Consider the following 26,881-nt stretch of genomic DNA (forward strand, 5'->3'; position numbering starts at 1 on the left):
GGCTCCATGATCACTCCAAGCCTGCTGACCGCTACCATCGCACTGAGTGCCCTCGCACGGGCGGGTATGGAGCAGATGGTCGTCGCACCGGGTTCACGGTCCGCACCCGTTGCGTACGCCGCAGCGGCTGCCGAGGCCAGCGGGGCTTTGCGAGTGCACGTGCGGATCGACGAGCGCTCGGCGGCCTTCACGGCCCTGGGAATTTCCCGCTCCACCGGGCGTCCCACGGCGATTCTCACCACCAGCGGCACCGCGGTGGGCAATCTATTGCCCGCGGTCATGGAGGCCTCCCACTCGGGAATCCCGCTCGTCGCGTTGACCGCTGACCGGCCCCCGGAGCTGCGCGGAACCGGAGCCAACCAGACCACGTACCAGCCGGGAGTCTTTGAGTCTTTCGTGCGTGCTCAGGTGGATCTGGTACCGGACGATCAGAAGTCCGCTGTGGAGACCCTTGACCGCGCGCTCGCCGCGGCCGGGGGAGACGACACCACTGCCCCGGGTCCGGTGCACCTGAACCTCGCACTGCGAGATCCGCTCTACCCCTGGGCCGAGGAAGACCACGTGTTCCTCAAGAACTGGGCCGAGGAGCTCGCAGCGGAACTCAAGGAGAACCGCCCCGCGCGGCTCGCGCACCCCTGGGCCGTGTTCGACGAATCCCTGGTGACCGAGAACTTGGAAACCGATACCAGTGGACTTCCTCGGGACATCGGCAGGAATTTCCGCATCCACGACGTGCACGGTGGCAGCATCCCGTCGCCGTTGGGGGAGAACCCCGGTAAGCGCCCCACCACACCGGACGGCGCGCGTGCCGTGGTCATGGCCGGTGACGGCGCCGGGCCCGCCGCAGCTCGTTTTGCGGAGGAGGCAGGCTTGCCGCTGATGGCCGAGCCCTCCTCGAATGCGCGTTTCGGCAAGTCAGCCGTGCACTCGTATCAGAATGTCCTGGAACTGGACATCGTGGATTTTGTAGACACCGTGGTGCTCGTGGGGCGTCCCACGCTGTCCCGGCAGGTCGCAGCCATGCTGCAGCGCGAGGACGTTCGCGTGCTGGCGGTACGTCCCGGACCGGTGCCGTGGTTCGAGGAAGGCCGCCGCGACGAAGAGGTCGTGCACACGTTCCAGGAAGCACTTGAACTACTCGGGCCCGTCCGCGATAACTGGTTCGAACTCTGGGAAGCCACCGGCATTGCTGCGTGTGACGCCCTGCGGACCCAGGCGAACTCCACTCCCATCCTGACCGGGCCGCACGTGGCCCACGCCGTGTGGGATGCCTGCGCCGCGGACGGCGCCGTCCTGGTGGCAGGTTCGTCCAACCCGATCCGCGACCTGGACCTGGTTGCCTGGCCGGATGATCCGGTGGCCGTGGTGGCCAATCGAGGAGTGTCCGGAATCGACGGCACCGTGGCCACCGCACACGGTGTGGGCTTGGGAACGGGCCGCCCGGTCCGCGTTTTCCTGGGCGATCTCACCCTGCTTCACGATGCCGGCTCTCTGCTGGTGGGCGAGGGCGAAGAAATCCCGGATGTGCAGTTCGTAGTGCTCAACGACAAGGGCGGCGGGATCTTCGGCAAGCTCGAGCACGGCGCCGTGGCGGAGGACGAGCGATACACAGGCACCGTGGAACGGTTCTTCGGAACTCCGCACAATGTGTCCTTGCCGGATCTGTGTGCCGCCTACGGGGTGGAGTACAGCGAGGCGAATACCGCCATCGAACTGGCGGCGCTGTTCGCGGCCCCGTTGCGCGGACGACGGGTCATCGAGATCCCCATCGACCGCGCGGGATTGCGTGAATTCCACAAGGGCATCCGCGGGGCTGCCCAGGACGCGGCCAGGGAGTATCTGGCGAAGAACCCGATCAAGGCGTGACCACGGCCTGGTCCTAATCAGGGGTACCCAGGACTCATCGCGCACCCCTGATTAGCATGGGTGCATGACTGAACAGCAGACTGCTTCCAGCAATTCGCCCCGCACCGCTCTGGTTACCGGGGCCACCCGGGGTATCGGTCGTGCCGTGGCCGAGGACCTCGCGCGAGATCATGTGGTGTTCGTGGGCGGCCGCAGCTCCGAGGATGTCGAGCGCGTGCGTTCCGAACTCGAGGGTTTCGGGCCGGGCACGCGACCGTTCGTTGCGGATCTTGCCGACGACGCCGCCGTCCAAGCAGCCTGGGCGCCCCTGGCCGAAGAGTTCCCGGGTCTGAACGTCGTGGTGCACTCGGCCGGTATCGCCCCCATGGCACGGGTGGAAGAGGCCACCCGTGAGCAGTGGCGCGAAATCTTCGAGGTCAACGTCTTCTCCGTGGCGCAGCTGACCAAGCTCGTGTTGCCCCAGTTGCGGACCGTCGGCGGGGACGTGGTGGCTATCAACTCGGGGTCGGGCTTCACGGCCGGGCCGGCGTCGTCGTTGTATTCGGGCACCAAGTTCGCCCTGCGTGCCTTCACGGACGCGCTACGCGAGGAAGAGCGCGAGAACGGTGTGCGTGTGTCCTCGGTGCACCCGGGCCGCGTCGCCACCGACATGCAGGCAGAACTGCACGCCTACCAGGGCAAGGAATATCGTGCCGAGGAATGGATCCAGCCGGCCCAGATCGCCGCGGCCGTGCGCGTAGCCGTAGATGCGGAACGGACCTCTCAGGTCGAGGTCATCACCGTGCGACCTTCCGGTATGCACTAGGTCCCTGGCGACCCCCTTGGTGTCGGGCTCTCTCTGACCAGTTTCTGTGTATTCGGTGGTCGGGGAGGGCCCGAATCGCCATGATCAGCCCTGCATTAGGTAGCAAATTATACAAACTACGACCAACTCATATGCAGGCTGTTATTTAACACCCCCTGGCGAAACCCTGGGGGTTATCCCCGTGTGGTAAGGCTCACAGTAGTTCAGGATTGAGATCTAACGCGCAACCATTCCGGAAACGCACCGGGAGTCTAGGGGCTCTCCGGAAGATCTTTGATCCGAGAGGACCACCACTATGAGCAACACACTCGTTGCCGCGGACCCGCGAAAAGAGGCGAGGACCGCCGCTTGGGTCGCAGGTATCGCCTGCACCGCACTGATTTTCGACGGCTTTGACCTCACTATTTACGGAACCGTCCTCACCACGTTGATGGCAGATCCTTCCCACATCGGCGCACTCGATGCCGCCACCGCGGGCACCCTGGGTTCCTACGCATTGATCGGCGTGCTCATCGGCGCCCTGATCTGTGGCTCCATCGGCGACTACGTGGGCCGCCGCCGCATCATCCTGGTGGGCATCGCCTGGTTCTCCATCGGCATGTTCGTCACCGCGCTCTCCACCTCGATCTTTGCTTTCGGCGCGCTGCGCCTGATCACCGGTATCGGCCTGGGCGCGATCCTCGCCACGGCCGGCGCCACCATTGCGGAGTTCGCTCCCGCCGGGCGTCGTAACTTCTACAACGCCATCGTGTACTCGGGTATCCCCGCCGGTGGTGTGCTCGCCGCACTGCTGGGCATGATCCTGCTCGAGCCCCTCGGCTGGCGCGGCCTGTTCATGATCGGTGCAACTCCCATCCTGTTCCTGTTGCCCATCGCGTTCTTCAAGCTTCCCGAGTCCCCGCGTTGGCTGCTCTCCCGCGGTCGTCGTGAAGAAGCTGAGGCACTGTCGCTCAAGACCGGTACTCCTCTGCTCGAGGAAGTTGTCGTCCAGAAGGCCGGCGCTACTCCCGCCAAGACCGGTTTCGGCGCAGTGTTCTCCCCGCAGTTCCGTGCGGGTGCCATCCTGCTGGGCTTCATGTCCTTCTCCGGTCTGCTGCTGACCTACGGCCTGAACACCTGGCTCCCCAAGATCATGGAGAGCTACGGCTACGGCAAGACCTACTCGCTCGCGTTCCTGCTGGTGCTCAACTCCGGTGCCGTGATCGGTGGTGTGGTTGCATCCAAGCTGGCCGACCGCCGCGGCCCGCAGTTCATCGTCGCCACCACGTTCGTGATCGCAGCCATCACCCTGGTGCTGATGACCTTCCAGTTCCCGCTGCCGGTGCTGTTCATGTTCATCGGTATTGCCGGTGTGGGCACCCTGGGTACCCAGGTGCTGATCTACGGCTTCACCTCCAACTACTTCACCACCAACGCTCGTGCAGCCGGTGTGGCGTGGTGTTCCGGCTTCGGTCGGCTGGGCGGCATCTTCGGCCCGCTCATCGGTGGCTGGTTGGTTGCAGCTGGTCTGGGTGGCGCCACCGCGTTCTACATCTTCGGTGGTGTGGCACTGTTCGGCGCACTCGTGACCGTGTTGGTTCCCCGCCAGAAGGCTGTGGAAGCAGCCAAGGAAAAGGCAGAGGAAATCCTGGAGTCCACCGACAACCAGGACACCAACACTCCCTCTACCGTCCTGAACTGATTTTCCGGGAACGACGGTCGGTCGGCGCATCCGCGCACTGACCACCGACTGCCTCGGGAAACATAGAAACACCAAGGGTGCCGTTGCTCATTGCGAGCAGCGGCACCCTGCTTTTGCGTGCTGGCCCTCGCTTCAGTCGTCCCACCGCTTCACCTGCCCCACCACTTCACTCGTCCCACCACTTCAACCGCCCCACCACTTCAACCGCCCCAACCGCCCCACCAGCCGTGCGCTGGCACTGGTCCCCACCATCTGGTGCGCCGCTGCGACCACCTCCCGCACTTGATGCGCCGTTAGAACCTTTCGGGCGGCGTAAAAGGGTTCCAACGCAACCTCACGCGGGTTCCTCGGCGCTACCGTCCCCTCACGTGCGTGGCTCTCACTCGCCTATCGTCCGCTCATGTGCGTGGCTCTCACTCGCCTATCGTCCGCTCATGTGCGTGGCTCTCGCTCGCCCCCCGCGCTGCCTGCTGCTTACGTAGGCACCCGCCACGTCGTGCCCGCCGACGGCGTTCGCGAACCTATTGCTGTTTCGCACACGGGCGCTGCAGTCGCCTGAAGCGCCGCCAGGACCGCATTGCCCATCTGATGCTCCGTTGGAACCTTTCTGGCGCCACGGAAGGGCCCTAACGAAACCTCACGTGGGTTCGACGGCGCTCCCGGAACCTCACACGCACGGCTTCTGCTTGCCGGCGGCGCTCCCGGAACCTCACACGCACGGGGCTTCTGCTCGCCGACGGCGCTCGGAGACGCACCACCGCATCGCGCGCCGTCCACTGCCTCCTGACGACGGCGCTCGGCTCGTTCCCATCTCCCCTCGCCGTGCGGAGGGGCCTCCACAGATGCCTCATTGGCAACGTGTGGGCAAGGAAACGGCTTGGTCTGTGGAAAAGGTGACCGAACGGCGTCGAAAATTTCTAGGGTCCGTTCCATGAGAACTCTCGAAGCCATGGACCTGGGACCGAAACTCACGGTGCTGAGCGCCAGGGAATGGGAACGACGTCCCAGAGATCTCCGGCGCAGACCGTACATGCAGCAACTGGCCAGGGGAGCGTGGGTTCGGAGCGCTGAGCCGCTGAATGTTCAGCAGCAATCGGTTCTGTTGCGGGATCACCTGGACCAACATCGAAGCCAGGTGGCGATTACTGGGTTGACCGCGCTGGTCATGCTGAACTTTCCCGTCGATCACGCCTACGGCTGGGAAGAACGGCTCTTGAGACACCCGTCGGCACCGCGGGCTCGGGAGTTCGTAGCGCGATCCAACACCACGCATCTGGCATGGAACGGAACGAGGATCGCCTCGAACCAGAGACTGACGCGGGTGTCCAAAACACTGGGCTTGCCGGAGATCGTGGGTCCATGGGATTGTCCGTTGACTCACCCGATGGAGGCGCTTGTGGTGGCGGCGCCGGTCCTCCCGCTGTGGAGAATCACCGCGTGTTTGGATGCTCTGATCTCGCTGCGGGTCTTGGCTGAAGGGCGCACCGTGATGGAACCGCTCACTGTCGATCAACTGACGGACCTGCTCAACCAGCTGCCACCGCGGGCTCAGAGCGTGGTGCGGGTTCGGCAGGCCATGGCACTAGTCCAGGGGCCCACGATTTCCGCGATGGAAACTCTGCTCCGATTAGTGCTCCTCAACTGCGGACTACCACCCATGGAGAGCAACTTCCCGGTCATGATGGGCGGCAAGTATGTATACCCGGATCTCGCCTGGCCGGAAGACATGGTCGCGCTCGAGTACAACGGACGACCTCACTGGGAGGACGGCAAGGCGTACGGAGACGAGAATTATCGGATTCAACGCCTGCGCGATCACGGGTGGCAGGTCCGAGTGGTGGTGATCGACGACCTCAGGGATCCCAAACGGCGCAGAGAACTCCTGCAGTGGCTGTTCCACCACCTGGATTCAGCACGCGCCAAGCGTTGTCAGAGCCAACCGCCACGCCTGAGGGGTCGTTAGAACCCTCCAGCCACTCGAAAAAGGTTCCAACGGCCCCTCAGGTGTGTTCCAAGGTTCTAGTGGCGCCTGACGTGTGGGGCACCAGATGTAAGTGGCACTCGGGGCCCAGGCGCTGTTACGAATCCCAGCTCCGGCGACCCCTGTCCAGGCCTACTCCGGCGTGTCCACCTTGGTGGGATTGAGCACGCGGGACAGGAAGGACTGCGTGCGTTCGTGCTTGGGGGAGCCGATGACCTCGCGGGCGGGGCCTTCTTCGACCACCACTCCGCCGTCCATGAAGACCACACGGTCGGCGACGTCGCGGGCGAACGACATCTCGTGGGTCACCACGAGCATGGTCATGCCCTCATTCGCGAGCTTGCGCATGATGGCGAGCACGTCACCCACGGTCTCGGGATCCAGGGCCGAGGTGGGCTCGTCGAAGAGCATCAGATCCGGGTTCATGGACAGCGCACGAGCAATGGCCACCCGCTGCTGCTGGCCGCCGGAGAGCTGACCGGGGCGCTGCTGTGCCTTTTCTGCCAGACCTACGCGTTCCAGGTTGGTCATCGCGGTCTGTTCGGCCTCGGACTTGGAACGCTTGAGCACCTTGATCTGCGAGACGGTGCAGTTCTCCAACACCGTCAGGTGGGGGAACAGGTTGAAATGCTGGAACACCATGCCCACGTTGCGGCGCATGGCATCCACATCGATGTCAGGGTCGGTCACGTCGAAACCACTGACCGTGATGTCCCCGGACTGCGGTTCTTCCAAGAGGTTCAGGCAGCGCAGCAGCGTGGACTTACCGGAACCGGAAGGCCCGATCAGGCACACCACTTCACCGGAGTTCACGGTCAGGTCGATTCCGCGCAGCACCTCAAGATCGCCGTAGGCCTTGTTGAGCCCTCGCACGGACACGGCCGGCGTCTCGGAGGGTGTAGATGCCTGAGTGTTTTCGGTTGCAGATGTGGACACCGTGGCTCCTAAGAGGACTTCTTGACGCGGTCGGTCTTGGTTTCAAAGCGGCGGGACAGGATGCCCAGCGGCACGGTGATGATCAGGTAGCAGATACCCGCCGCGACCAGCGGGGTCAGACCCGCGCCGGCACCCGAGATGCCCTCGCGGCCGAACTTCGTGAGCTCGTACTGAGCCAATCCCATGCCCAGGAGATAGACCAGGGAGGAATCCTTGGTCAGCAGGATGACCTCGTTGGTCAGCGGGGGCAGCACGATGCGCAGCGCCTGTGGAATCACAATGGTCACCATGGCGCGGGTGTGGGACATGCCCAGCGAGCGGGCCGCCTCGTACTGGCCCTTGGGCACGGCTTGCAGACCGGCGCGCAATGACTCGGCGATGTACGCCGCCGCCACCACGCCCAACGCGATCATCACGGTCACGTAGTGGTTGAACCTGAAGCCGAACGCCAGCGGAATGCCGTAACCCAATGCCAGGAACACCAACAGCGCCGGAACACCGCGGAAGAACTCGATGTAAAGCGTGGCGATCCACCGATAGGGCGCCACGGAGGAGAGCTTCATGAGCGCCAGGATCACGCCCAGGGTCAGACCCACCACAAAGCCCAGGGCCGTGTAGATGAGCGTGTTCTTCAGAGCAATGGTGATGATCCCGGGGAACTGATCCGCAATCACCGCGGGGTTGAACACTCGTTCGTACAGAACCTGCCAGTCCGCGAGAACGACCAGGGCGATCAACACCAGCACCAACAAGGCGTACTGGATGCCCCTCGACAGCTTGGCGCGCTGCCGGGTGGTCATGGCCATCAGTTTTCTCCCTCAGTCATCACAAAAGTCATCGCACTAGTCACCACAAAATCTCGTTCAATGATCTCGCACTGCGCTGACAACGGGCGTGCCGGGCGAGAGACTCGCCCGGCACCCGTTGTCGATCACATCAAAGCTGGTTCAGGACCTGGTTCGAGGAACCGGATCAGAGACCAATCCACTCTTCGCGCATCTTGTCCATGGTGCCGTCCTCGTTGAGGCGGTCCAGGGTCTTGTTCCCGGAATCGAGCAGTTCGGTGTTGCCCTTCTTCACGGCCACACCCAGGTTCTCACCGGTGTCCACGGTCTCGACAATTTCGAGGTCCTCATTCTCGTTGGCGCGGTTGCCCAGCGTGGAGATGTTACCGGACACGGCCTTCACACCGCCGGTCTCCAAGGACTGGAACATGAGCTCCACATCCTCGAACTGCTGAATGGTGGCGCCCTTTTCTTCGGCGTACTTCTCACCGGAGGTGGCCTGCTGGGCCCCCACGGATGCGTCACCGATGGAATCGAAGCTGGTGATACCGGAATCCTTGGTGGTCAACAGGCCGATTTCGTCATTGAAGTACGGCTCGGAGAAGTCCATGGAGGCTTTGCGCTCGTCCGTGATGCCCATGCCGGAGATGACCATTTCGCACTGGTCGGTGTCCAGGGCGGCACCGGACTCCAGGGTCTCGAAGTTGGCCTGGATGAATTCCTTCTCCTTGCCCAGGTCCTTGGCGATCTCGTCCGCCAGGGCCATGTCGAAGCCCACAACTTCGCCGTCGCGCTCGAACTCGAACGGGGGATAGGGCGAGTTGGCGCACACGGTGATCGTGCCGCCCTCGCCGCCCGCCTGGGAATCTGACTCGGACGTGGATTCGCAACCGGTCAGGATCAGGCCGGTTGCGGACAGCACGGCCAGTGCGGGCATTACACGGCGAAGCTTGGACATGGGATCTCCCTCGAAAAGCAAAAGCGCTATCTAGTTTGGGGAAAACCTTACTACGCCGTTATTTCTGGCGACCTCAAGCCGAGCCCACCCCGAGCGAATTCACGCGCAAGAATCAAAGACGCGTGGCGGGCAACGCCTCGAGCATGGGCCGCAGCTTGGCCCAGGTCTCAGCCAGCTCGGCTTGCGGATCGGATTCGGCCACGATCCCGCAGCCAGCACTCACGCGCGCCTGATGCGCATCCAACTGCACGGCGCCGCGCAGGGCAATGCCCCATTCGCCGTTACCGGAGGCGTCCAGCCACCCCACGGGCCCGGCATAGAGACCACGGTCCATGCGCTCAAGGTCCTCGATCACGCCGCCGGCCACATCGGTGGGCGTCCCGCACACGGCAGCGGTCGGGTGCACGGCCTCGGCCAGTTCCAGCGGGGAGGGCAGGGTGCCGTCCACGCCGGTGCGCAGTTCGGCGCGCACGTCCGATGCCAAATGCCACACATTGGGCAGGGCCAGGATGAAGGGTTCTTCCTCACCGTGCACGGTCTCCGCGTACGGGGACAGCCCCGCCAGCAGCGAATCCACGGCGAACTTGTGCTCGCGTTGTTGCTTGTCGGAGCCGCCCAGCGTCACACCCGCAAAGTCTTCCGGATTGGCGCCTTCCGGCAGATCGTGCCGGTCCAGTGTTCCCGCAAGCACGCGAGCGGACGCGGTTCCTTGCTTGACGCGGATCAGCATTTCCGGAGTCGCGCCCAGCAACCGCCCAGCGTCCGGATCGTCGATGCCACCGGGCCGCACACAGTACGTCCAACACGAGTCGTACCGGTCGCTCAGCCGCGCAAGCACCGCACTCAGGTCGATGGGCTGCCCCACGTTGACCACCACGTCCCGCGCGAGCACCAGTTTCTCCAGGTCACCGGCCTGAATCATGTCCACACCGTCCGCGACGGCCGCCATCCAGCGGTTCTCGTCCAGGGCACCCGGGGTCGCGGTGGGGTACGACGACGCCGCACTCGTCGTTTCGGACGCGGGTCGCGTTTCGATCGCGGCCGGTGCCTCGACCACGAGAGCCCGCCAGGCGGCGTCGACGTCGGACTCGGTGAGAGTTTCGGAACCGGGGCGGATCAACGTGACCCACGCGCCGTGGTCATCGGAACCGATGACCACCTCCGGGACCACGAGCCCGGAACTCACGGTGGAGGACGGTGAGAAGGCGAACGCGCCGAAGGCGAGTAGGCCGGTGCCGGGACGGTTGACACGATCGTCCACGCGCGCGGCGTTGCGCACCGCGTCCCACCACACACGAGCGGAGGTGAAGCGGGTGCCACCGCGCACCCGGAACTCGGCGGAACGGCCCAGCCCCAACAATCCCTGACCGCGCAGAATCCACGTGGCCGGATCCGGACTACCCAGCAGGCGGCGGACATCCGGACGGGTCGTGAAATCGGCGGCGGCCTGCACGTCGGTTGCGGGCACCGTGAGAACACTCAGACTGGGCGGGGAAGTATCGATGGTCATTGCCCTCAAGCATAGGACGGCTGCGGGCGGAGAAAGCTCACCGGCAATGACACAATGGACGACGGACCGAGCAGTAACGGCTATGGGCACACGGAGGGCCACGGCAGAGTGAAGGTATTGATCAGCGGGGGAGGGCCCGCCGGAGCCACCGCAGCCTATTGGTTGGCCACCCAGGGAATCTCGGTCACGGTGCTGGAAAAAACCAGCTATCCGCGCGAAAAGGTGTGCGGCGACGGACTGACCCCGCGCGCCGTGAAACAATTGCAGCTCATGGGTCTGCCCCACGACAGCGAGCACGGCTACAAGCGCAATCAGGGTCTGCGCCTGGTAGCCGACGGGCGCACCGTGGAATTCCCGTGGCCCGAACTCACCGACTTCCCCTCCTACGGACTGGTGCGCACGCGCGCCGGTTTCGACGAGGACCTCATCCGGCATGCCCAGCGCGCCGGAGCCACCGTGATCGAGCACCGTTCCGTGCAGGATGTGCTGCGCGACGACACCGGGCGGGTCATCGGCCTGCGGGCCACCGTGATGGACCCGGCGACCGGGCGCCGCACCTCGGAAACCGAGGACTACCACGCGGATCTCGTGATGGCGGCGGACGGAAACTCGACCCGCACCGCCGTGGCCGCGGGACTGCACCGCCGCAAGGACCGCCCCATGGGCGTGGCCGTGCGCACTTACTACCGCTCCCCGCGCTCCGAACTGGACTGGATGGAGGGCTGGCTCGAACTCGTGGATGGCACCGATCCCAAGCGGTCGCTGCTGCCCGGCTACGGCTGGGTCTTCGGCGTGGGCGACGGTACCGCGAACGTGGGCCTGGGCATCCTGGACACCTCGCCCGCCTTCGGGAAACTCGACTACCGTGCCGTGCTGCGCGACTGGGCCGCATCCATGCCCGCCGAGTGGACCTTCGACCCCGAGCATCAAGAGGGCCGCGTGGGATCGGCTGCGCTGCCCATGGCCGCCAACCGTACCCCGCATTACATTCCCGGCCTCATGCTGCTGGGTGATTCCGCCGGACTGGTGTCCCCGTTCAACGGCGAGGGGATTTCCAACGCCATGGAATCCGCGCTGTTCGCCGCATCCTGCGTGGTCGACGCAGCCTCGGCCAATGGCCCGCAGCAGCGCGAGAACGCGCTGGCCCGTTATCCGCACATGGTGCACGACGAATGGGGCGCCCACTTCGTGCAGGGCCGGGCGCTCGCCGAACTCATCGGCCACCCCGCGCTGTTGAGCGCCGGTGTGCGAGCCGGAATGCGGATGCCCCAGCTGATGCGATTCGCGGTGCAGGTCATGACCGAGCTTTCTGATCGCCCCGCCCACACCCTGACCGACCGTGCCGTAGCGCTCATTGATGCGCTGACGCCCGCCCGCTGAATTCTCGATAGAGTGGTACACCGTGACTGAAACCAGCCGACTGAATGGCTCATTGCGTTTGCCCGCAGGATTTGAGCTCATTGCCCAGGACGACCACCTGGGTCCACTTGTCGTGGAATCACTCGCGCAGATCGAAACGCGGCTGGAAGAGGCTCTGCGCTCCACCGATCAACTCGCGGATGTGACCGCCCGTCACCTGCTGCAGGCCGGTGGCAAGCGTGTTCGTCCGTTGCTCACGCTGCTCGCCGCAGAAGCCGCCGGTGAAGTCAACCAGGACGTGATCGAAGCTGCGGCGGTAGTCGAACTGACCCACCTGGCCACGCTCTACCACGACGACGTCATGGATTCGGCCCCCCTGCGCCGCGGTGTGGAGACTGCGCAGACCGTGTGGGGCAATTCCGTTGCCATTCTCACCGGTGACCTGATTTTCGCCCGGGCATCGGCCATGGTGTCCGAACTCGGTCAGGAACCGCTGTTGATCCAGGCCAAGACCTTTGAGCGGCTGGTCATCGGTCAGCTGCAGGAAACCACGGGTCCCGTGGACGGTCAGGATCCCGTGGAGCACTACCTCAACGTGCTGGCCGGCAAGACCGGTTCGCTGATCGCCGCGAGCGGCCAGTTCGGTTCGCTGCTGGGCGGTGCACCGCGAGACGTGATCAATATGATGGTCGAATACGGCGAGAAGGTGGGTCTGGCCTTCCAACTGGCCGATGACATCATCGATCTCACCGGCCACGACGACGTTTCCGGCAAGACTCCGGGCACGGACCTGCGCGAAGGCGTGGACACGCTGCCCGTCCTGCTGTTGCGCCGCGATGCGCAGAGCGCGGACCAGGCCGTGGCGGATTCCGCACGCGAAGCCCTGGAACTCATCGACGGGGACCTCTCCAGCGATGAGGCACTGGCACGGGCCGTGGCCGCCGTCAGTGAGCACCCGGTGTCCGCGGAAGCGTGGGACACGGCCAACCGATGGGCCGATGACGCCATTGCGGCGATCCAGCCGCTGCCCGAAACCGTGACCAAGGCGGCACTGATCGAATTTGCCCACGCGGTGGTCCACCGAGAAGGCTGATACCTCAGTAAGCTGGGGGCTATCCAAAAACCGCCCCGCGTTACGCTGTGATCCAGACTGATGCTCGGGCGGGATGTGTTCCCCCTGTGAGGATCATCGAATGTCCACAAAACCTTTACGTGGTGGCGCTTCCAACGAGGCTTTCTCGGGACGCACCATGTTCATCTTTGCCGCCATCGGCTCCGCCGTTGGTCTGGGCAATATCTGGCGTTTCCCCTATGTCGCGTATGACAACGGTGGCGGCGCGTTCCTTATCCCTTATCTGGTCGCACTGCTGACTGCCGGCATCCCTCTGTTGATGCTCGACTACGCGGTGGGCCACCGTTACCGTGGCTCCGCGCCCTTGGCGTACCGCCGCTTACACCCCAAGCTCGAGGCCATCGGTTGGTGGCAGCTGGGCATCTGCGTGATCATCTCGCTGTACTACGCCATCATTCTGGCTTGGGCCATGCAGTACACGATCTTCTCCTTCACCAAGGCGTGGGGAGATGACCCGGCGGCCTTCTTCATGTCCGACTACATGCAGGTCTCCGAAGAAGTCACCATCAGCTTCAACTTCATCTGGCCGGTCTTCATCGCCACCGCCATTGCCTGGTTGGCCCTGTTGGTCGTTCTGATGATGGGCGTGCAGAAGGGCATCGGCCGCATCAACGCGATCCTGATTCCGCTGCTCGTGGTCATGTTCCTGATCATGGTGGGCATCGCTCTGACCCTGCCCGGCGCAGCCGGTGGTCTGGACGCCCTGTTCACTCCATCGTGGGAGGCCCTGGGCGACTCGTCCGTGTGGGTTGCCGCGTACGGACAGATTTTCTTCTCGCTGTCCGTGGGCTTCGGCATCATGATCACCTACGCCGCCTACCTCAAGCCCAAGTCGGACCTGACCGGTTCGGCGTTGGTGGTAGGTTTCGCCAACTCGAGCTTTGAGATTCTGGCGGGTATCGGCGTGTTCGCGGCACTTGGCTTCATGGCCGCCGCTGCGGGCACCGGCGTCGGTGATGTTGCGACCTCGGGTATCGGTCTGGCGTTCATCGCCTTCCCGACCATCATTTCGGAGGCGCCGTTCGGCGTGTTGATCGGTGTGCTGTTCTTCGGCGCGCTGGCCTTCGCAGGCTTCACGTCCATGATCTCGATCGTGGAAGTGATCGTGGCCGGTTTCCGCGACAAGTTGGGCCTGAGCCGCCGCACCGCAGTGGCCGTGGTGGTCATCCCGCTGGCCGCTGTCTCGCTGCTGTTCTTCCCCACGACCACGGGTTTGAACCTGCTGGACGTGACGGACGCATTCGTCAACAACTTCGGCATTGTGGCCGCTGCACTGGTGTCGGTGCTCATGCTGACCGCTGGTTTCTCCGCCCTGCCCACCCTGCGCGATCACCTCAACTCGGTGTCCTCCTTCAAGTTGGGCCGCACCTGGATGATCGTGGCCGGTGCCGTGACACCCGTGGTGCTCGGTTACATGCTGATCGACCAGCTCACGCTGAACCTGGCCGAGGGGTACAACGACATGCCCGCCTGGTTCGTGAACGTGTTCGGTTGGGGTATGGCCGGCAGCCTGGTGGTCATCGCGTACCTGTTGTCCAAGCTGCCCTGGTCCCGTCGCACGGCGGCGGCCTTCACCAGCCCCGCGCCCAGCGTGCAGGACGCCTACCTGGACCGCGACCTGCTGACCCAGGACAAGTCCTTCACCCACTACCGCGACACCGCGATGCGCAGCCCGGCGTTGGATCAGGACTACTCATTGCGCGCCATTCAGCACGGCACCGTGGTGCACCAGCGCGCTCCCTGGGATGAGGGCAAGGCAACCGCCGACGAAGCCCCGGCGTCCCGTTCCGCGGGCCAGCCCACCCGTGACAACCACGAAGGAGGTGCCCGATGAGCACCACCGCAATCGTCATGATGGTCGTCGCTATCGTGCTGGTGTGGGGCGGACTTGTGCTCTCCATCATTAACATTCGACGGTCACCGGAAGAGGTCGACGAGCTGGATCCGGATTACCCGGAGCAGCCCGATGGGTTCGGCAACCCGGATCAGCCGGAACAGGGGGAGCGCTCCCGCGTGAGCGAACCGACCCGCTGAGCGGGCGCCGTCGTCACGAGGCGAACGCATGATGAGGGCCGGGGCCAGCCCGGATTCCACGAGGAATCCCGGTGCGCCCCGGCCTTCGCCGTGCCCGCGCAGGAGCAGGGGCTAGGCCGCGTCCCGCTCGCGCTGCAGCCTGCGTGCGCGAGGTGCGCGAACGGCGTCGAGAATCATGAGGAGCACGGCGCACCACACGATACCGAAACCGATCCAGCGCTCCAGCGGCATGGACTCGTTGAGCACGGTGATGGCCAAGATGAACTGGCCGATCGGTGCCACGTACTGGATCATGCCCACGGTGCTCAGGGGCAGCCGGGCGGCCGCGGATCCGAAGAGCAGCAGGGGGACCGCCGTGATGATGCCGGAGGACGCCAGCAGCCAGAAGTGGCCCGCGCCCTCGGAGAACAACGTGATCTGACCGTCGGAGTTCAGGAAGAATACGGCCGCCAACGCCAGGGGAGCGATCGCCGCAGTCTCACCGGTAAGCGTGACGAGTGCCGGATAACGGCCGCCGATCGTTGATTTCACCAGCCCGTAGAAGCCGAATGAGAAGGCCAGGGCCAGCGACAGCCACGGCACGGATCCGTAGACCACGGACATGATGAGCACGGCCAGAAAGCCCACCGCTATCGCAGCCCACTGCAGGGGCCGGAGCTTCTCGCGCAGGACGATCACGCCCAGCAGGACCGCCACGATGGGGTTGATGAAGTACCCCAGGGAGGCTTCCAGCGTGTGGCCGGTGGTGGTGGCCACGACGTACAGCAGCCAGTTCGTGGCGATCAGTACACCCGCGATCACCAGCGCAATGACCGCCTTGCCGTCCCGGAAGAGCCGCACCAGCGTGCCCAGGGACCTCGTGAGTGCCAGCAGAATCAGGCAGAACAGCACAGAGAACAGCACCCGCATCGAGACGATCTCGTACGCGGTGGCGGGCAGCAGGAGCACGAAGTACAGAGGCAGCAGGCCCCACAGGCCGTAGGCGCCGAACCCGTACAGAAAACCGGCCCGGGTCCTTTTCTTACGATCAGGTCCCGAGCCGGTCTCAGCGTTATAAGTCACCGTCCGATCCTAACGGCGGACGGCCACTCGATCACACTCCGAAGAAACGACTGAAGAAGCCCTTCTTCTTTTCGCCCTTCTTTTCCAACTGCTCGTTGGTCTCCACTTCTTCGCCGTCGACCACGGCGGGAGCGGAGATGTCCTCGGCGGCATCGGGGCCGGCCACGGTTTCCCGGCGGGCGGCGGCGTCCTGCTCGCGCACCTCACGGATCTCGAGGTCTTCGCGAACCTCCACGACCTCGCGCTCGTCACGTCCACGATCGGCCACGACGGTTTCTTCCTCGCGCGGGATACCCGGCTGGGAAGCAGCCAGGTCCGGCTCGGGGATGCGCGCCATGGTGGTGGTGTCCGGCTGCGGGGACGCCTGCGGGCCCGCAGTGGGCTCGCCCTTGTCTTCCGGATCCGGCAGCACGGTTGTCTGCACACGACCGGGAACGGCCGGTTCCTGGGTGGGCTCCTGGTCGAACGGGCGATCGCCGTCGCGCACCTCGCTCGCGGGAACCGCAACGTCGTCCTCGGGCTGTTCCGGTTCGGGAGCCGAAATGTCCTCGGTGGACAGCTTCTGGGGCAGGGGCTCTTCCTCGGTCGCCGACGCCGCCCTGGCCGCCTCGCGCTCACGACGCTCGTTCTCAGCGGCCTCGCGTTCGCGCTCGTTCTTCTCCTCGGCCTCGGCACGTTGCAGCTCGCCCAGCTGAACGGCGAGCTTCATGGCGACCTGGCGATCCTCGCGCAGGGCCTCGCGGTGGGTCTCGGCCTGGCGCTCGAGCTCCTCGAGTTCCTTCTCACCGACGGAAGGTTCGGCGGGTTCCACCCCGGTGATCTGGTGATCATCGAACCAGAAGCGCTGAGCGCCGTCGTGAACGGTGACCACGCACGTTGCATCCGTGTCCCACTCGACGTGAGCGCCTCGCAGGGCGGCATAGCTGTTCACGGCCAGATTGTGGTCCACGGCGGTGTCGGTGGTCAGGGACTCGCCGATCACCTGCATCATGCGCTGCTCGGTCAGGCGGGGCAGCTCGAAAGCATCGCCCTCGAGCAACAACCACGCGGTGATGTTGCCACCGGCGCGTGCGGGGTAGTGGGCGTACAGACCCGTGACGGCCTTGGAGGCCAAGGTCAAGCGACGTGCCAAGCCATCCTGGATGGGCTGTTCGTCGGTGGTGAGTTCGTCGACTTCCAGCCGCTGGCCGGCCTCCTTGGCCTGGACGGCTGCGGAGACGACCTCAGGGTTGAAGTGACCCAGTTCCTGCCAGGACCAGATCCAGCTACCGCGGGAGGCGGACTCGGTGCCCAACAGGTACGGGGTGAGTGTGACCGGCGGGGTCGTCTGCAGGGTGAACGACGGCGCGGAAAAATCCACGTCCCAATCCGCACCCTGAGACAGTTCCGCCAGCACTGCCTGGTATTCGGTGGAGATGAAAATCGAAGCGTCGATCAGCTCCTGCAACGTTTTTGTCATACCACCCAGGCTAACAACTGGCACGGCCCCTCTGTGCAGCCCATGGCGGTTTTGACCGCGTCTGGCAGAAAGATCTCAGGCTGCTGACGTCGCGGCCGCGTTCGATAGGGTTGTTTGCAGAGGAACGCGGGGGAATCCCGCTCTACCAATGGGCGCCGCGTTGCCGGGCCGAAGGGACACCTACTCACCATGACCTCAACTCCGCACGCCGAACAGAACTCCGGTACACGCAGCGAACGAGAGCTGGTGGCGGAGATCGGGCGTTGGGTGCTGTCCGTGCTTCGGACCGAGTCCGGCTGGGACTCCATGCGTGTCGATTTCAAGCCGCAGGGTGATCGCGTGTACTTGCGAGTTGCGGAGAACCGGGACGGCACGGCTATCCCCGGTGCGGCCGGGCCCATTAAACAGGGCAGCCCCGTGTTGGATTCACTCGAAGAGTTGCAACGCAGTTGCTACCTCAAGGGACGCGGGACGTGGTTCTCCACAAGCGTCACGATCGCTGCGAAGGGTTGGCCAGACCCTGAATACCGATTCGCCGCTCGGTACAACTACCACGACCTGCCACCGCAATTCTCGAACGAAGGCCGGTACGGAGCCCAGGACATTGCCACGCATCTCGGCACCTACCCTCGCACCGTGGCACGCACGCCCGAGTGGGCCATCGGCATCACGGGGGAACAGGGAATCGACCTCGAGTTCGTCGACCCCGCCGAGGACCAGAGCGCCCAGGCCGACGACGCCCACCCCCGGTTGCGCGCGGCCATCGCCCAGTACGTCGCGAACCCCGTGGACCAGGCCATGGCCAATGTGCTCCGCGAGGCCATGACCGGAATGGTGCTGCTGGACATCACCGGTTCCGACCTGGTGCCGGGCGAAGACGGCCAGCCTGTGGGTCCGGAATCCAATATTCGTGTGCAGGCCCTGGGGCAGAAGGACGGCACCCGTGCGTTGGCGGTCTACACGACCACCGAAGAAGCGCGCACGGTGTTCCGTGAGAACAACAAGGACTCCGAGAAGACCGAACCCGTGCTGTTCCGACAGCCGTCCGGGGCCGTGCTCAACATGGTCGCCACGGACCCGCAGTATGACGAGCTGGTGTATGACCCCGGGGGAGAAAACCCCATGCGCATCAAGCGCGAACAAATCGAATGGGTCAACAGGACCCCGCAGAACCGACCGGTCAAGGAAGCCCTGCTGGACAACAACATGTCCGGCTTGCTCGCGGCCGTCCTCAACCCCAACGGTCAGTTGCTGTTCGGAACACGGGATCAGGACGGCAAGTCCATGCCGGTGATGGTCCAACCGGAGGACCCCAACGCGGCGCCGGACACCATCATGGTGTTCACCTCCGCCGCGGAAATTGCGGCCCTGGACACCAGCCTGCAAGTTCGCGCGGCACCCTCGCGTGAAGTGTTGAAGTTCGTGGTGGATTCGGGTGCGGCGGGCATGTGCGTGAATGCGCTGCCGCCGGTGGCTACGATTCCCACCCAGCAGTTGCGAGAGCTTCTCGAGCTGGTCGCACAGCAGGAGAACCAACAGCAAGACGAACAGCACTAATGGCCACGCTGCTGTACCGGGTAGGCGCCTGGTGTGCCCGGAAAGCTCCGGCCGTCATGATCGTGTGGCTCATGATCCTTGCACTCGCCGGAGCAGCGGCATTCGTGTTCGCCAAGGGAACCAGTAGCCAGTACTCGGTTCCGGACGCCCCGTATCAGCGGGTGCTGGACGAGATGAACGAGCGCATGCCGGAGGCCACCTTCGGCTCGGGCACCGTGGTGTTCCGTACGACGGGCGGTCAAGCGTTTTCCGATAAGGAGCGGGAAGAGATCACTTCGGCCCTGGACGGTGCCGTTGAGGACGTCCCGGTCATTTCTTCGATCACGGATCCCTTCGAGGCGCAAGAGCAACTGGACGATGCCGCGCGGAGCGTGGCCGAGGGGCAGCAACAACTGGACTCGGGTCAAGACGAGCTCCAACGTGGCGAACGTGAGCTCGAGCAGCAGCGCCGCGACCTGGACCGCGCTTCGCAACAGCTGGACCGGTCCCTGGAGCAGTTGCCGGGAAACCCGAGTAGAGAGCAAGCGGCTCAGGCGAATCCCGCCATGGCCGATCAGATCGAGCAACTCGAGGACGGCCAGAGTCAGCTCGAGCAGGGCGAGGCTCAGCTCCGGGACTCCCGGCAGGAACTCGAGTCACGGTCGGAAGAACTGAGTACGGCCCAGCGTCAGACGGCGCTCACCGAGGAACAACGATTCGTCAATGAGGACGGGACAGTCGCCCGAGGGGTCGTGGATTTCTCGGAGAGCACCACGTCCATGAGCGCTGAAGAACGCGATCACGTCACCTCGGCGATCAGTGGGGCGCTGCCAGCAGGTGTCGTTGCAGACTATTCCGTGGAGATCACCCAGGACGTCTCAGGGCTCGTGGGCTCCACGGAGCTGATCGGTATTGCGGTGGCGGCCGTCGTCCTGTTCATCGTGCTGGGCAGTATCGTCATGGCCGGGCTGCCCGTGGTCAGCGCCGTGATCGGGTGCGGCACCGGAGTGGCCCTGGTCTACGCGTTGTCCTCCGTGGTGGACATGACCGCCACCGATCCGGTGCTCGCGCTCATGCTGGGCATGGGCCTGGGGATCGACTACGCACTGCTCATCACCCACAGACACCGCACCAACCTGCTCGACGGAATCCCGCTGCGGGAATCCATTGCGCGGGCCACCGGCACCGCGGGCACGTCCGTGCTCTTCGCGGGCTTGACCAACGTGATTGCCCTGGCGGCCCTGGCCACCGTGGGCATCCCCTTCCTGGGGACCATGGGCTTGGCCGGCGCGGGCACCGTCATGCTCGTCATCCTGGCCTCGGTCACCGTGACCCCGGCGTTGTTGTCCTTGGTCGGCCACCGTGCAGTGCCCGCCAAGAAATGGCGCGAGCGCGGGTTCACCGAACACGGCGAGAAGGTGGCTCGACAACGTGAGGTGGGCCCAGCGGCGTCGGCGGGTGAGCGGGCTTCCCGAATGTCCGCGCGAGCCCAGGCCCAGCGCATCGAAGCCGATGTCCGGCGCGAGGCCCTGGCCGCCGGCAACAAACCGGAAGCCCTCGCCCTGGCGCGCGCCAACAAGGGGTGGGGTGCGTTTGTGACGCAGCATCCCATTGCGATGATCGCTGTGGCAGTGGTCGTGCTTCTGGCCCTGGCACTGCCGGCCATGCAATTGCGGCTCGGCCTGCCCGACGGTGCCGCGGAACCTCCCGGGTCCACCGCCAACACCGCCTACCACGTGGTCTCCGAGAACTTCGGCGCGGGGGCCAACGCTCCCATCGTGACCATGGTGTCGCTGCCGGATGAAAGCCCGACCCGCGAGCGGGCCACCGGGGCCGCCGTGGAGGTCTCCGAATACATCGCGGGCATGGACGGTGTGGTCACCGCGGTACCGGCGACCATCAGCGACGACTTCCGCACCGCGATCGTGACCGTGACACCGGAGACCGGTCCGGCGGATTCTCGCACCGAAGAACTCGTCAAAGATCTGCGGGACCAGCGTGAGGAGATTCAGGACGCGACCGGCACCGACGTGGGATTCACCGGGCAGACCGTGGCCAACATCGACATTTCGGACACGCTCAACGCCGCCCTGCCCGTCTACATGGCCATTGTGCTGGTGCTGTGCCTGGTCATCATGCTGCTGGTGTTCCGCTCGATCTGGGTGCCCGTGATGGCCACGCTGGGCTTCATCTTCTCCACCGTCGCTAGTTTCGGCGCGGTGGTCATGGTCTACCAAATGGGCTGGGGAGCTGACTTCTTCGGCGTGCACGACCCCGGACCCATTCTGGCGTTCCTGCCCATCCTGCTGGTGGGGGTGCTGTTCGGGCTGTCCGTGGACTATCAGATCTTCATTGTCTCGGGCATGCGCGAGGCGTACATGCGAGGCTTCGAGGCGCACGACGCCGTGCGGGTCGGTTATCGACAGGGCGGCACCGTGGTGACCGCGTGCGGTGTGATCATGGTGTCCGTTTTCGCAGGCTTCATCTTCGCCCACGTGTCCGTGGTGCGGCCCATCGGGTTCGCCCTGGCGTTCGGCGTGGCCATGGATGCGTTCCTGATTCGCACCACGTTCATCCCCGCCACCATGCAGCTGCTCGGCAAACACGCGTGGTGGCTGCCGCGCTGGCTGGACCGGATCCTGCCCAACGTGGACGTGGAAGGCGAGAAACTCAATGAGCGTCTTGCCGCCGAAGACCGGAAGGGCCGGGAGATGTTGGTCGAGACCGTCTGAGGCGGCGGCGTCGTCCATGAGGCCGCGGAATGGGTCGGGACAAGGTGGGCCAGGAGGCAGTTGACCAGGAACAAGGAAGTGGCCCCGGAACGAGTGAGGTCCCGTCCCCGCGTGAAACGGGAACGGGACCTTCTGCTCGGTGACTGGTTGATCAGCTACTGACCGGCCCGAGCGAACGGGCGATCAGATGCCGTACGCGTCGTTGCCGGCATCGCGAGCAACGGCTTCGCGTACGCGTTTGCCGAGGTCGGCGTCAACGTTCTCCCAGTATTGGAAGGCGCGTTCCTGGATGGCCTCGTCGGCCACATCACCCACGTGACCCGCGATGTTTTCGACCGTCATGGCCTTCTCTTCGTCGTTGAAGACCTCGCGGTACAGCGTGCCCGCCTGACCGAAGTCGTCGTCCTCGGAGTGCAGGGTGGCCGCGGCGCGCAGCATATCGCTGTCGGATTCCCAACGCAGCTCATCAGCGGCATCCTTGCCACCGGCCACCGGGCCACCCGTGGTATTGGGGGCGTAAACCGGCTGATTGGGGTGCTTGAACGAGTAGCGCATGGGGCCGTCGTGCGAGTAGGAGTTCTGCTCGGAACGGTACGGGTAGTTCACGGGCAGATCCGCGAAGTTCGCGCCGATGCGGTGACGGTGGGTGTCCGGGTAGGAGAACACGCGGGTCATCAGCATCTTGTCCGGGGAGATCTCCACGCCCGGGACCGTATTACCCGGGGAGAACGCAGCCTGCTCGATCTGAGCGAAGTAATTCAGGGGGTTCTGGTTCAGGGTGAACTTACCCACCTTAATGCGGGGGTAGTCCTTCTTGGAGACCGTCTTGGTGACGTCGAACGGGTTGAACCGGTAGGTCTTGGCATCCTCGTACGGCATGATCTGCACGTACACGGTCCACGAGGGGAAGTCGCCGTTCTCGATGGCTTCGTAAAGATCGCGGCGGTGGGCGTCTGCGTCCGCGCCGGCGATTTTCTCGGCCTCATCACCGGTCAAACATTCGACGCCCTGGTCCGAAACGAAGTGGTACTTGACCCAAAAACGTTCGCCGGCCTCGTTGACCCATTGGAAGGTGTGCGAGCCGTAACCGTTCATGTGACGGTAGGACCTGGGGATACCGCGGGGGCCCATCAGATAGGTCACCTGGTGGGCGGACTCGGGGGATTGGGTCCAGAAATCCCACTGCATGGTGTTGTCACGCAGTGCCGAGCCCGGAAGCCGCTTCTGGGAGTGGATGAAGTCCGGGAACTTGATGCCGTCACGGACGAAGAAGACCGGGGTGTTGTTACCCACGATGTCGAAGTTGCCGTCGGTCGTGTAGAACTTCAGCGAGAAACCGCGGGGATCGCGCCAGGTATCCGGAGAGCCCTGCTCGCCGGCCACCTGCGAGAAACGAGCCAGCATAGGAGTCTTGGTACCCGGCTGGAACACGGCAGCTTTGGTGTATTGGGAGACGTCCTCGGTGATTTCGAGTTCACCGAAAGCCCCGGAGCCCTTGGCATGCACCACTCGCTCCGGAACGCGCTCTCGGTCAAAAGCCGCGAGCTTCTCGACCACGTAAGAGTCATGGAGAACGATGGGGCCGTCAGCACCGACAGACAGCGAGTGCTCGTCGGACGCTACTTTCTTACCCAACTGGTCGGTGGTGGCCGAGCCAGTCATTCGCAGGCCGTGTTCATGGGGAGTGGTGTCAGACATGGTTCCTCCTGGGTGATGGACGGGATCCGACGGACGTGCGGTCAATTACTGAACGGCGGAGCTGTTCGCCATGTCTTGCTGACATTGCGCGCAGATCCCCCGATACACCACCTCGGCGGACAGCAGTTTCATGCCGTGGTCCTCCGAGGGCGTGAGGCACGGCGAGTGCCCCACCGCGCACGCGACATCCGCGATCATTCCGCAGTTGATGCAATACGCGTGATGGTGGTTGTCTCCGGTGCGGGTTTCGTAGCGCGCAGGAGAGCCGGGCGGTTCGAACTTGGACACCATGCCAATGGCCGTGAGATCCGTGAGGACCACGTAGATGGACTGAACAGAGATGTTCGGTAGGACCTGACGGACCCGCCGTACGGTGTCGTCCGCCGTGGCGTGAGGCATTGCGTCCACCGCGTCGAGTACCGCGAGACGTTGTTTGGTGACCCTGCGTCCGTTCGAACGCAGCTGCTCGGCCCACTCCTGCTGTGAGGGGTGGCTTGCGCCTGTCTGCGTGGTCTCCATGGCAACCACCATAACTTTATTTTGAGTAGCTCACAATAGAGCTGAGTGGCGTGCGTCTCACTCGGAGGGTTCCAAAAATCTTTTCGGTTTTCGCGTCACGATTCGCACGTTCGGCTGTCTACATAGTGAATCTCGCGCGGGCTGCGTGTGATTCCGGACGGCCTTTTCGCTCGGAGGTCGCCGTACCGCCGCAGTCGGAGCACAAGGACCGGGGAGGGCCCTGCGTCGCGGTGGGCTAGAGCGACCAACTTCCGAGTGGGCTGCTCGGGATGGGGGAGAGACGGGTGACATAGGAGACGGGGGTGCGGGCGAGGGGAGACACCGCACCCCCGGCCCACCTCTTGAAACACTTGGTATCGGTTTTGTCACAGTCGGTATCTCAAGCCACGTAGTGCCGGTGTGCTGACACAATAGATGGACCTGCCAGCACCCTTAAGGCGCCATGGAACATCACCGACGTCCCACTCCGAGGGACGGCCAGCAGAATTCGACACCAGCGGCCAACGACGAGCCGTTGCTCGACGCTGTCCGAAACGGGGATAACCAGGCGTTCGGTGAGCTGTACGAACGTCATCGTGGCGCGGTGTTCGCCGTAGCCCGTTTACACACCCACAGCCAGGCCGAGGCCGAGGACATCACCTCGGAGGCCTTCACCCGTGTGCTCACGCTCCTGAAATCCGGTGGTGGTCCGCGACAGTTCTTGCGCGCCTACCTTGTCACCGCTGTTTCACGCTTGGCCGCCGATCGGGCCAATGACCTCAATCGGACCCAACCGCAGGAACCCCAAGAACAGGGCAAACTGGATCGTGTCCAGCTCTTCGACGACACCCTGGTGCGACAGGTCGACGCCGCCGTGGTTGCCAGGGCTTTCGCCTCACTGCCCGAGCGTTGGCAAGAGGTGCTGTGGTACCTGGAGATCGAGGGATATCGGCCCCGCCAGGTCGCCTCCGCGGTGGGTATGCAACCCAATGCTGTTTCCGCACTGGGAAAGCGCGCCCGCGATGGCCTCCGCACCGCGTACATGCAGCAGCACGTGTCCGCTCAGGCGCTCGAGGAATGCGGTGACTACTCCGCGCAGCTGGGAGCGTTCGTGCGCGGCACGCTCACGCCGTCCAAGATGAAGCTCATGCAGGACCACCTCGATTCCTGCGAACGGTGCACCGCCGAATACCTTCAGCTCCAGGACCTGGGTGTGGGCCTGCGCGGCTGGATCCTGCCCATCCTGGCTGGTCTGCCTCTCTGGGGCGATGCCTCGGAACGGCTAATTGCCGCACTCGGCGCGGCGGGTGCCGGGGGCGCCGCTGGCGTCTCGGGTTGGTTGTCCGGGACGACGGCGCCGCTCGGGGCCGGTGCCGAGGGCGCCTCAGTTCCTGCAGTGGCCACGGCCACGGCAACGTCTGTAGGCAGCGCGGGAGCGGCGGCGTCGGGGGCGGTCGCCACTACTGCAGCCAGCGGGTTCCTGGCAGGCTCGGCCACCAAGGTCATTCTCGCGGCGGCTGGTGTAGCCGTTGCCGGAGCGGGCACCGCGGGCATCGTGACTGCGGTCCAACCGGACTCGTCCGAAGTGGAGATCACTCGGCAGGCGCAGCCGGCCGCGGATGGGCCTGCCGGAGCCGGTACAGGAGAGGGCGCAGCTACCGGCGATACCGCCGGGGGTTCTGCTGGCTCTGCGGGCGGGTCCTCGGATGTTGACTCCGGTGGCGGCCCAGGTTCTTCTGCCGGATCCGATACCTCCGATGAAGCCGAGGGCCAGGCGGAAGCCGGTGGCAACGACAAGGCTGATCCCCCCGCTGGCGATTCCGGCGGCCGCCAAGCAAACGCGGGTGCCGATAAGGCAGAAGGCGAATCCAACGGCGGATCGGACGGGAAAGAATCCGATGTGACCGGTGCGCCGCTCGGGGCACAAAGTCCGAGTGTCGGCGGTGAGAGAGCCAGCGGCGAGCAGCCCGGTGACGTCCTCGCTGGCACTGGTGCGTTACTGCCCCCGTACTCGGACCGGGACTCGGGCCGGGACTCGTCGTCTTCGAGAGATACCCCTTCGGGCATCGACATGCCCTCGTTGCCTGGGGATACCGATATTCCCCAGCTCGACGTGCCATTCATTCCCACCCTGCCGGCCCCTGAGCTGCCTCTTGAACCTCCGGTTTCGGAAGATACGGGTCCTCTAGACGGCCCGGTCGTGGACCCGCTTGACAGTGATGAAGAAGATGGGACGCCCGAGATTCCCGGACCCATTGACACTCCGGATCCGTTGATCACCCCTGTTCCTGAAGTACCTGTCATTGAAGACCCAGTACCCGGCGATCCTGTACCCGGCGATCCGGATACAGACGATCCAGGTACGGATATTCCAGGTACGGATATTCCAGGTACGGATGTTCCAGAGCTCCCGGGCGAGGACAACAGCGGCAACGACAGCCCAGGGAATTCTGGTAACCCGGGCAACGGGAATGGGAATGGCAACGGCAACGGGAATGGGAACGCGGCTCCTGAGGGAACCGACAATACGAACCCGGACAATCCGCAACCCCAGCCGGGCGCCCCGGAGGTGGGCGCGCCGGTGAGGCCGGGAGCGCCGTCGTTGCCTGAAAACCCGCCGCTGGACGGGCCGGGCACCCAACCCACCGCTCCCGCGGTGAATCCCAATGCGCCGTCGCCAGCTGTACCGACTGTTGAACCCGTGCTGCCCCCGGCTGAGGACGTGGGCGATCGAAACGCGGATAGCGCGGAGAATCCCGGCGATGTCACAGGCTGGTGGGGAACACTTCCAGAAGGTTGGACGTTGTCCGAATGGATCGTCATTGTCTTTACCGGCGGGCGCCCGTGAT

The 26,881-nt window shown here is 64.6% G+C and carries 19 protein-coding genes; 11 read left to right on the forward strand and 8 right to left on the reverse strand.

The window, feature by feature from the left end; translation table 11 throughout:
• The first annotated feature begins 6 nt into the window (after nucleotides 1-6).
• The 4 genes from menD (at nucleotide 7) to EWV37_RS11670 (ending at nucleotide 6,315) form a co-directional block, all read left to right on the forward strand.
• Entirely contained in the window at nucleotides 7-1,866 is a 1,860-nt protein-coding gene (gene menD, locus EWV37_RS11655; RefSeq protein WP_129701754.1) for a 2-succinyl-5-enolpyruvyl-6-hydroxy-3-cyclohexene-1-carboxylate synthase, read from the forward strand.
• Between the two features lie 64 nt (nucleotides 1,867-1,930).
• Nucleotides 1,931-2,671, forward strand: a complete 741-nt coding sequence (locus EWV37_RS11660) for an SDR family oxidoreductase (RefSeq protein ID WP_095796508.1) — start codon at nucleotides 1,931-1,933, stop codon at nucleotides 2,669-2,671.
• Between the two features lie 295 nt (nucleotides 2,672-2,966).
• Entirely contained in the window at nucleotides 2,967-4,352 is a 1,386-nt protein-coding gene (locus tag EWV37_RS11665; protein WP_129701756.1) for an MFS transporter, read from the forward strand.
• A gap of 931 nt (nucleotides 4,353-5,283) precedes the next feature.
• The gene (locus tag EWV37_RS11670; RefSeq protein ID WP_129701758.1) at nucleotides 5,284-6,315 is read left to right on the forward strand and encodes a hypothetical protein; all 1,032 of its coding nucleotides are present in this window, start codon (nucleotides 5,284-5,286) and stop codon (nucleotides 6,313-6,315) included.
• Between the two features lie 150 nt (nucleotides 6,316-6,465).
• Here the strand turns inward: EWV37_RS11670 and EWV37_RS11675 are convergent, their stop codons facing one another.
• From EWV37_RS11675 to EWV37_RS11690, 4 genes are all read right to left on the reverse strand, one after another.
• A complete protein-coding gene (locus EWV37_RS11675) occupies nucleotides 6,466-7,269 on the reverse strand; it encodes an amino acid ABC transporter ATP-binding protein (RefSeq protein WP_129701760.1) in 804 nt (267 codons plus the stop codon).
• An 8-nt stretch (nucleotides 7,270-7,277) separates the two neighbouring features.
• Entirely contained in the window at nucleotides 7,278-8,075 is a 798-nt protein-coding gene (locus EWV37_RS11680) for an amino acid ABC transporter permease (protein WP_129701762.1), read from the reverse strand.
• A gap of 166 nt (nucleotides 8,076-8,241) precedes the next feature.
• Nucleotides 8,242-9,012 (reverse strand): ABC transporter substrate-binding protein, encoded by a 771-nt coding sequence (locus tag EWV37_RS11685; protein ID WP_238663240.1) that lies wholly within the window; start codon nucleotides 9,010-9,012, stop codon nucleotides 8,242-8,244.
• Nucleotides 9,013-9,124: 112 nt separating this feature from the next.
• On the reverse strand, nucleotides 9,125-10,522 hold the full coding sequence (locus EWV37_RS11690; RefSeq protein ID WP_095796513.1) for an isochorismate synthase: 1,398 nt from the start codon (nucleotides 10,520-10,522) through the stop codon (nucleotides 9,125-9,127).
• 108 nt (nucleotides 10,523-10,630) lie between these two features.
• Between EWV37_RS11690 and EWV37_RS11695 the strand changes: the two genes are divergently transcribed.
• The 4 genes from EWV37_RS11695 to EWV37_RS11710 all read left to right on the forward strand — a co-directional run bounded on the left by EWV37_RS11695 (nucleotide 10,631) and on the right by EWV37_RS11710 (nucleotide 15,047).
• Entirely contained in the window at nucleotides 10,631-11,902 is a 1,272-nt protein-coding gene (locus EWV37_RS11695; protein WP_129701764.1) for a geranylgeranyl reductase family protein, read from the forward strand.
• 22 nt (nucleotides 11,903-11,924) lie between these two features.
• Nucleotides 11,925-12,974: a polyprenyl synthetase family protein gene (locus EWV37_RS11700; RefSeq protein ID WP_238663241.1), complete on the forward strand. Its 1,050-nt coding sequence runs from the start codon at nucleotides 11,925-11,927 to the stop codon at nucleotides 12,972-12,974.
• 100 nt (nucleotides 12,975-13,074) lie between these two features.
• On the forward strand, nucleotides 13,075-14,847 hold the full coding sequence (locus EWV37_RS11705; protein ID WP_129701766.1) for a sodium-dependent transporter: 1,773 nt from the start codon (nucleotides 13,075-13,077) through the stop codon (nucleotides 14,845-14,847).
• Nucleotides 14,844-15,047: a methionine/alanine import family NSS transporter small subunit gene (locus tag EWV37_RS11710; RefSeq protein WP_095796517.1), complete on the forward strand. Its 204-nt coding sequence runs from the start codon at nucleotides 14,844-14,846 to the stop codon at nucleotides 15,045-15,047. Before EWV37_RS11705 ends, EWV37_RS11710 begins: the two co-directional genes overlap by 4 nt.
• A 111-nt stretch (nucleotides 15,048-15,158) precedes the next feature.
• On the opposite strand, the gene rarD is transcribed toward EWV37_RS11710, so the two are convergent.
• Together rarD and EWV37_RS11720 are read right to left on the reverse strand one after the other, a co-directional pair.
• Nucleotides 15,159-16,109 (reverse strand): EamA family transporter RarD, encoded by a 951-nt coding sequence (rarD, locus tag EWV37_RS11715; protein WP_129701768.1) that lies wholly within the window; start codon nucleotides 16,107-16,109, stop codon nucleotides 15,159-15,161.
• 31 nt (nucleotides 16,110-16,140) lie between these two features.
• On the reverse strand, nucleotides 16,141-17,568 hold the full coding sequence (locus tag EWV37_RS11720) for a DUF6882 domain-containing protein (protein WP_129701770.1): 1,428 nt from the start codon (nucleotides 17,566-17,568) through the stop codon (nucleotides 16,141-16,143).
• 189 nt (nucleotides 17,569-17,757) lie between these two features.
• Between EWV37_RS11720 and EWV37_RS11725 the strand changes: the two genes are divergently transcribed.
• On the forward strand, nucleotides 17,758-19,125 hold the full coding sequence (locus EWV37_RS11725) for an SseB family protein (protein WP_129701771.1): 1,368 nt from the start codon (nucleotides 17,758-17,760) through the stop codon (nucleotides 19,123-19,125).
• Nucleotides 19,125-21,836, forward strand: coding sequence for an MMPL family transporter (locus tag EWV37_RS11730; protein ID WP_129701773.1), 2,712 nt, complete (start codon nucleotides 19,125-19,127; stop codon nucleotides 21,834-21,836). Before EWV37_RS11725 ends, EWV37_RS11730 begins: the two co-directional genes overlap by 1 nt.
• 183 nt (nucleotides 21,837-22,019) lie before the next feature.
• Here the strand turns inward: EWV37_RS11730 and EWV37_RS11735 are convergent, their stop codons facing one another.
• Both EWV37_RS11735 and EWV37_RS11740 read right to left on the reverse strand, forming a co-directional pair.
• Nucleotides 22,020-23,534 (reverse strand): catalase, encoded by a 1,515-nt coding sequence (locus EWV37_RS11735; RefSeq protein ID WP_129701775.1) that lies wholly within the window; start codon nucleotides 23,532-23,534, stop codon nucleotides 22,020-22,022.
• Between the two features lie 45 nt (nucleotides 23,535-23,579).
• Entirely contained in the window at nucleotides 23,580-24,053 is a 474-nt protein-coding gene (locus EWV37_RS11740; RefSeq protein ID WP_129701777.1) for a Fur family transcriptional regulator, read from the reverse strand.
• A 442-nt stretch (nucleotides 24,054-24,495) separates the two neighbouring features.
• On the opposite strand from EWV37_RS11740, the gene EWV37_RS11745 reads away from it, so the two are divergent.
• Nucleotides 24,496-26,880: a sigma-70 family RNA polymerase sigma factor gene (locus EWV37_RS11745; protein ID WP_129701779.1), complete on the forward strand. Its 2,385-nt coding sequence runs from the start codon at nucleotides 24,496-24,498 to the stop codon at nucleotides 26,878-26,880.
• The last annotated feature ends 1 nt before the right edge of the window (nucleotide 26,881 follow it).

It is taken from the genome of Kocuria carniphila (genome assembly GCF_004136555.1).
In the GTDB taxonomy this organism is placed as follows: Bacteria; Actinomycetota; Actinomycetes; order Actinomycetales; family Micrococcaceae; genus Kocuria; species Kocuria carniphila.

Coding starts and splice junctions, on each gene's coding strand:
- EWV37_RS11660 (WP_095796508.1), top strand. CDS start 1,931: ATGACTGAACAGCAGACTGCTTCCAGCAATTCGCCCCGCACCGCTCTG.
- EWV37_RS11740 (WP_129701777.1), bottom strand. CDS start 24,053: ATGGAGACCACGCAGACAGGCGCAAGCCACCCCTCACAGCAGGAGTGG.
- EWV37_RS11730 (WP_129701773.1), top strand. CDS start 19,125: ATGGCCACGCTGCTGTACCGGGTAGGCGCCTGGTGTGCCCGGAAAGCT.
- EWV37_RS11670 (WP_129701758.1), top strand. CDS start 5,284: ATGAGAACTCTCGAAGCCATGGACCTGGGACCGAAACTCACGGTGCTG.
- EWV37_RS11690 (WP_095796513.1), bottom strand. CDS start 10,522: ATGACCATCGATACTTCCCCGCCCAGTCTGAGTGTTCTCACGGTGCCC.
- EWV37_RS11685 (WP_238663240.1), bottom strand. CDS start 9,012: ATGTCCAAGCTTCGCCGTGTAATGCCCGCACTGGCCGTGCTGTCCGCA.
- menD (WP_129701754.1), top strand. CDS start 7: ATGATCACTCCAAGCCTGCTGACCGCTACCATCGCACTGAGTGCCCTC.
- EWV37_RS11705 (WP_129701766.1), top strand. CDS start 13,075: ATGTCCACAAAACCTTTACGTGGTGGCGCTTCCAACGAGGCTTTCTCG.
- EWV37_RS11665 (WP_129701756.1), top strand. CDS start 2,967: ATGAGCAACACACTCGTTGCCGCGGACCCGCGAAAAGAGGCGAGGACC.
- EWV37_RS11725 (WP_129701771.1), top strand. CDS start 17,758: ATGACCTCAACTCCGCACGCCGAACAGAACTCCGGTACACGCAGCGAA.
- EWV37_RS11720 (WP_129701770.1), bottom strand. CDS start 17,568: ATGACAAAAACGTTGCAGGAGCTGATCGACGCTTCGATTTTCATCTCC.
- EWV37_RS11680 (WP_129701762.1), bottom strand. CDS start 8,075: ATGGCCATGACCACCCGGCAGCGCGCCAAGCTGTCGAGGGGCATCCAG.
- EWV37_RS11710 (WP_095796517.1), top strand. CDS start 14,844: ATGAGCACCACCGCAATCGTCATGATGGTCGTCGCTATCGTGCTGGTG.
- EWV37_RS11745 (WP_129701779.1), top strand. CDS start 24,496: ATGGAACATCACCGACGTCCCACTCCGAGGGACGGCCAGCAGAATTCG.
- EWV37_RS11735 (WP_129701775.1), bottom strand. CDS start 23,534: ATGTCTGACACCACTCCCCATGAACACGGCCTGCGAATGACTGGCTCG.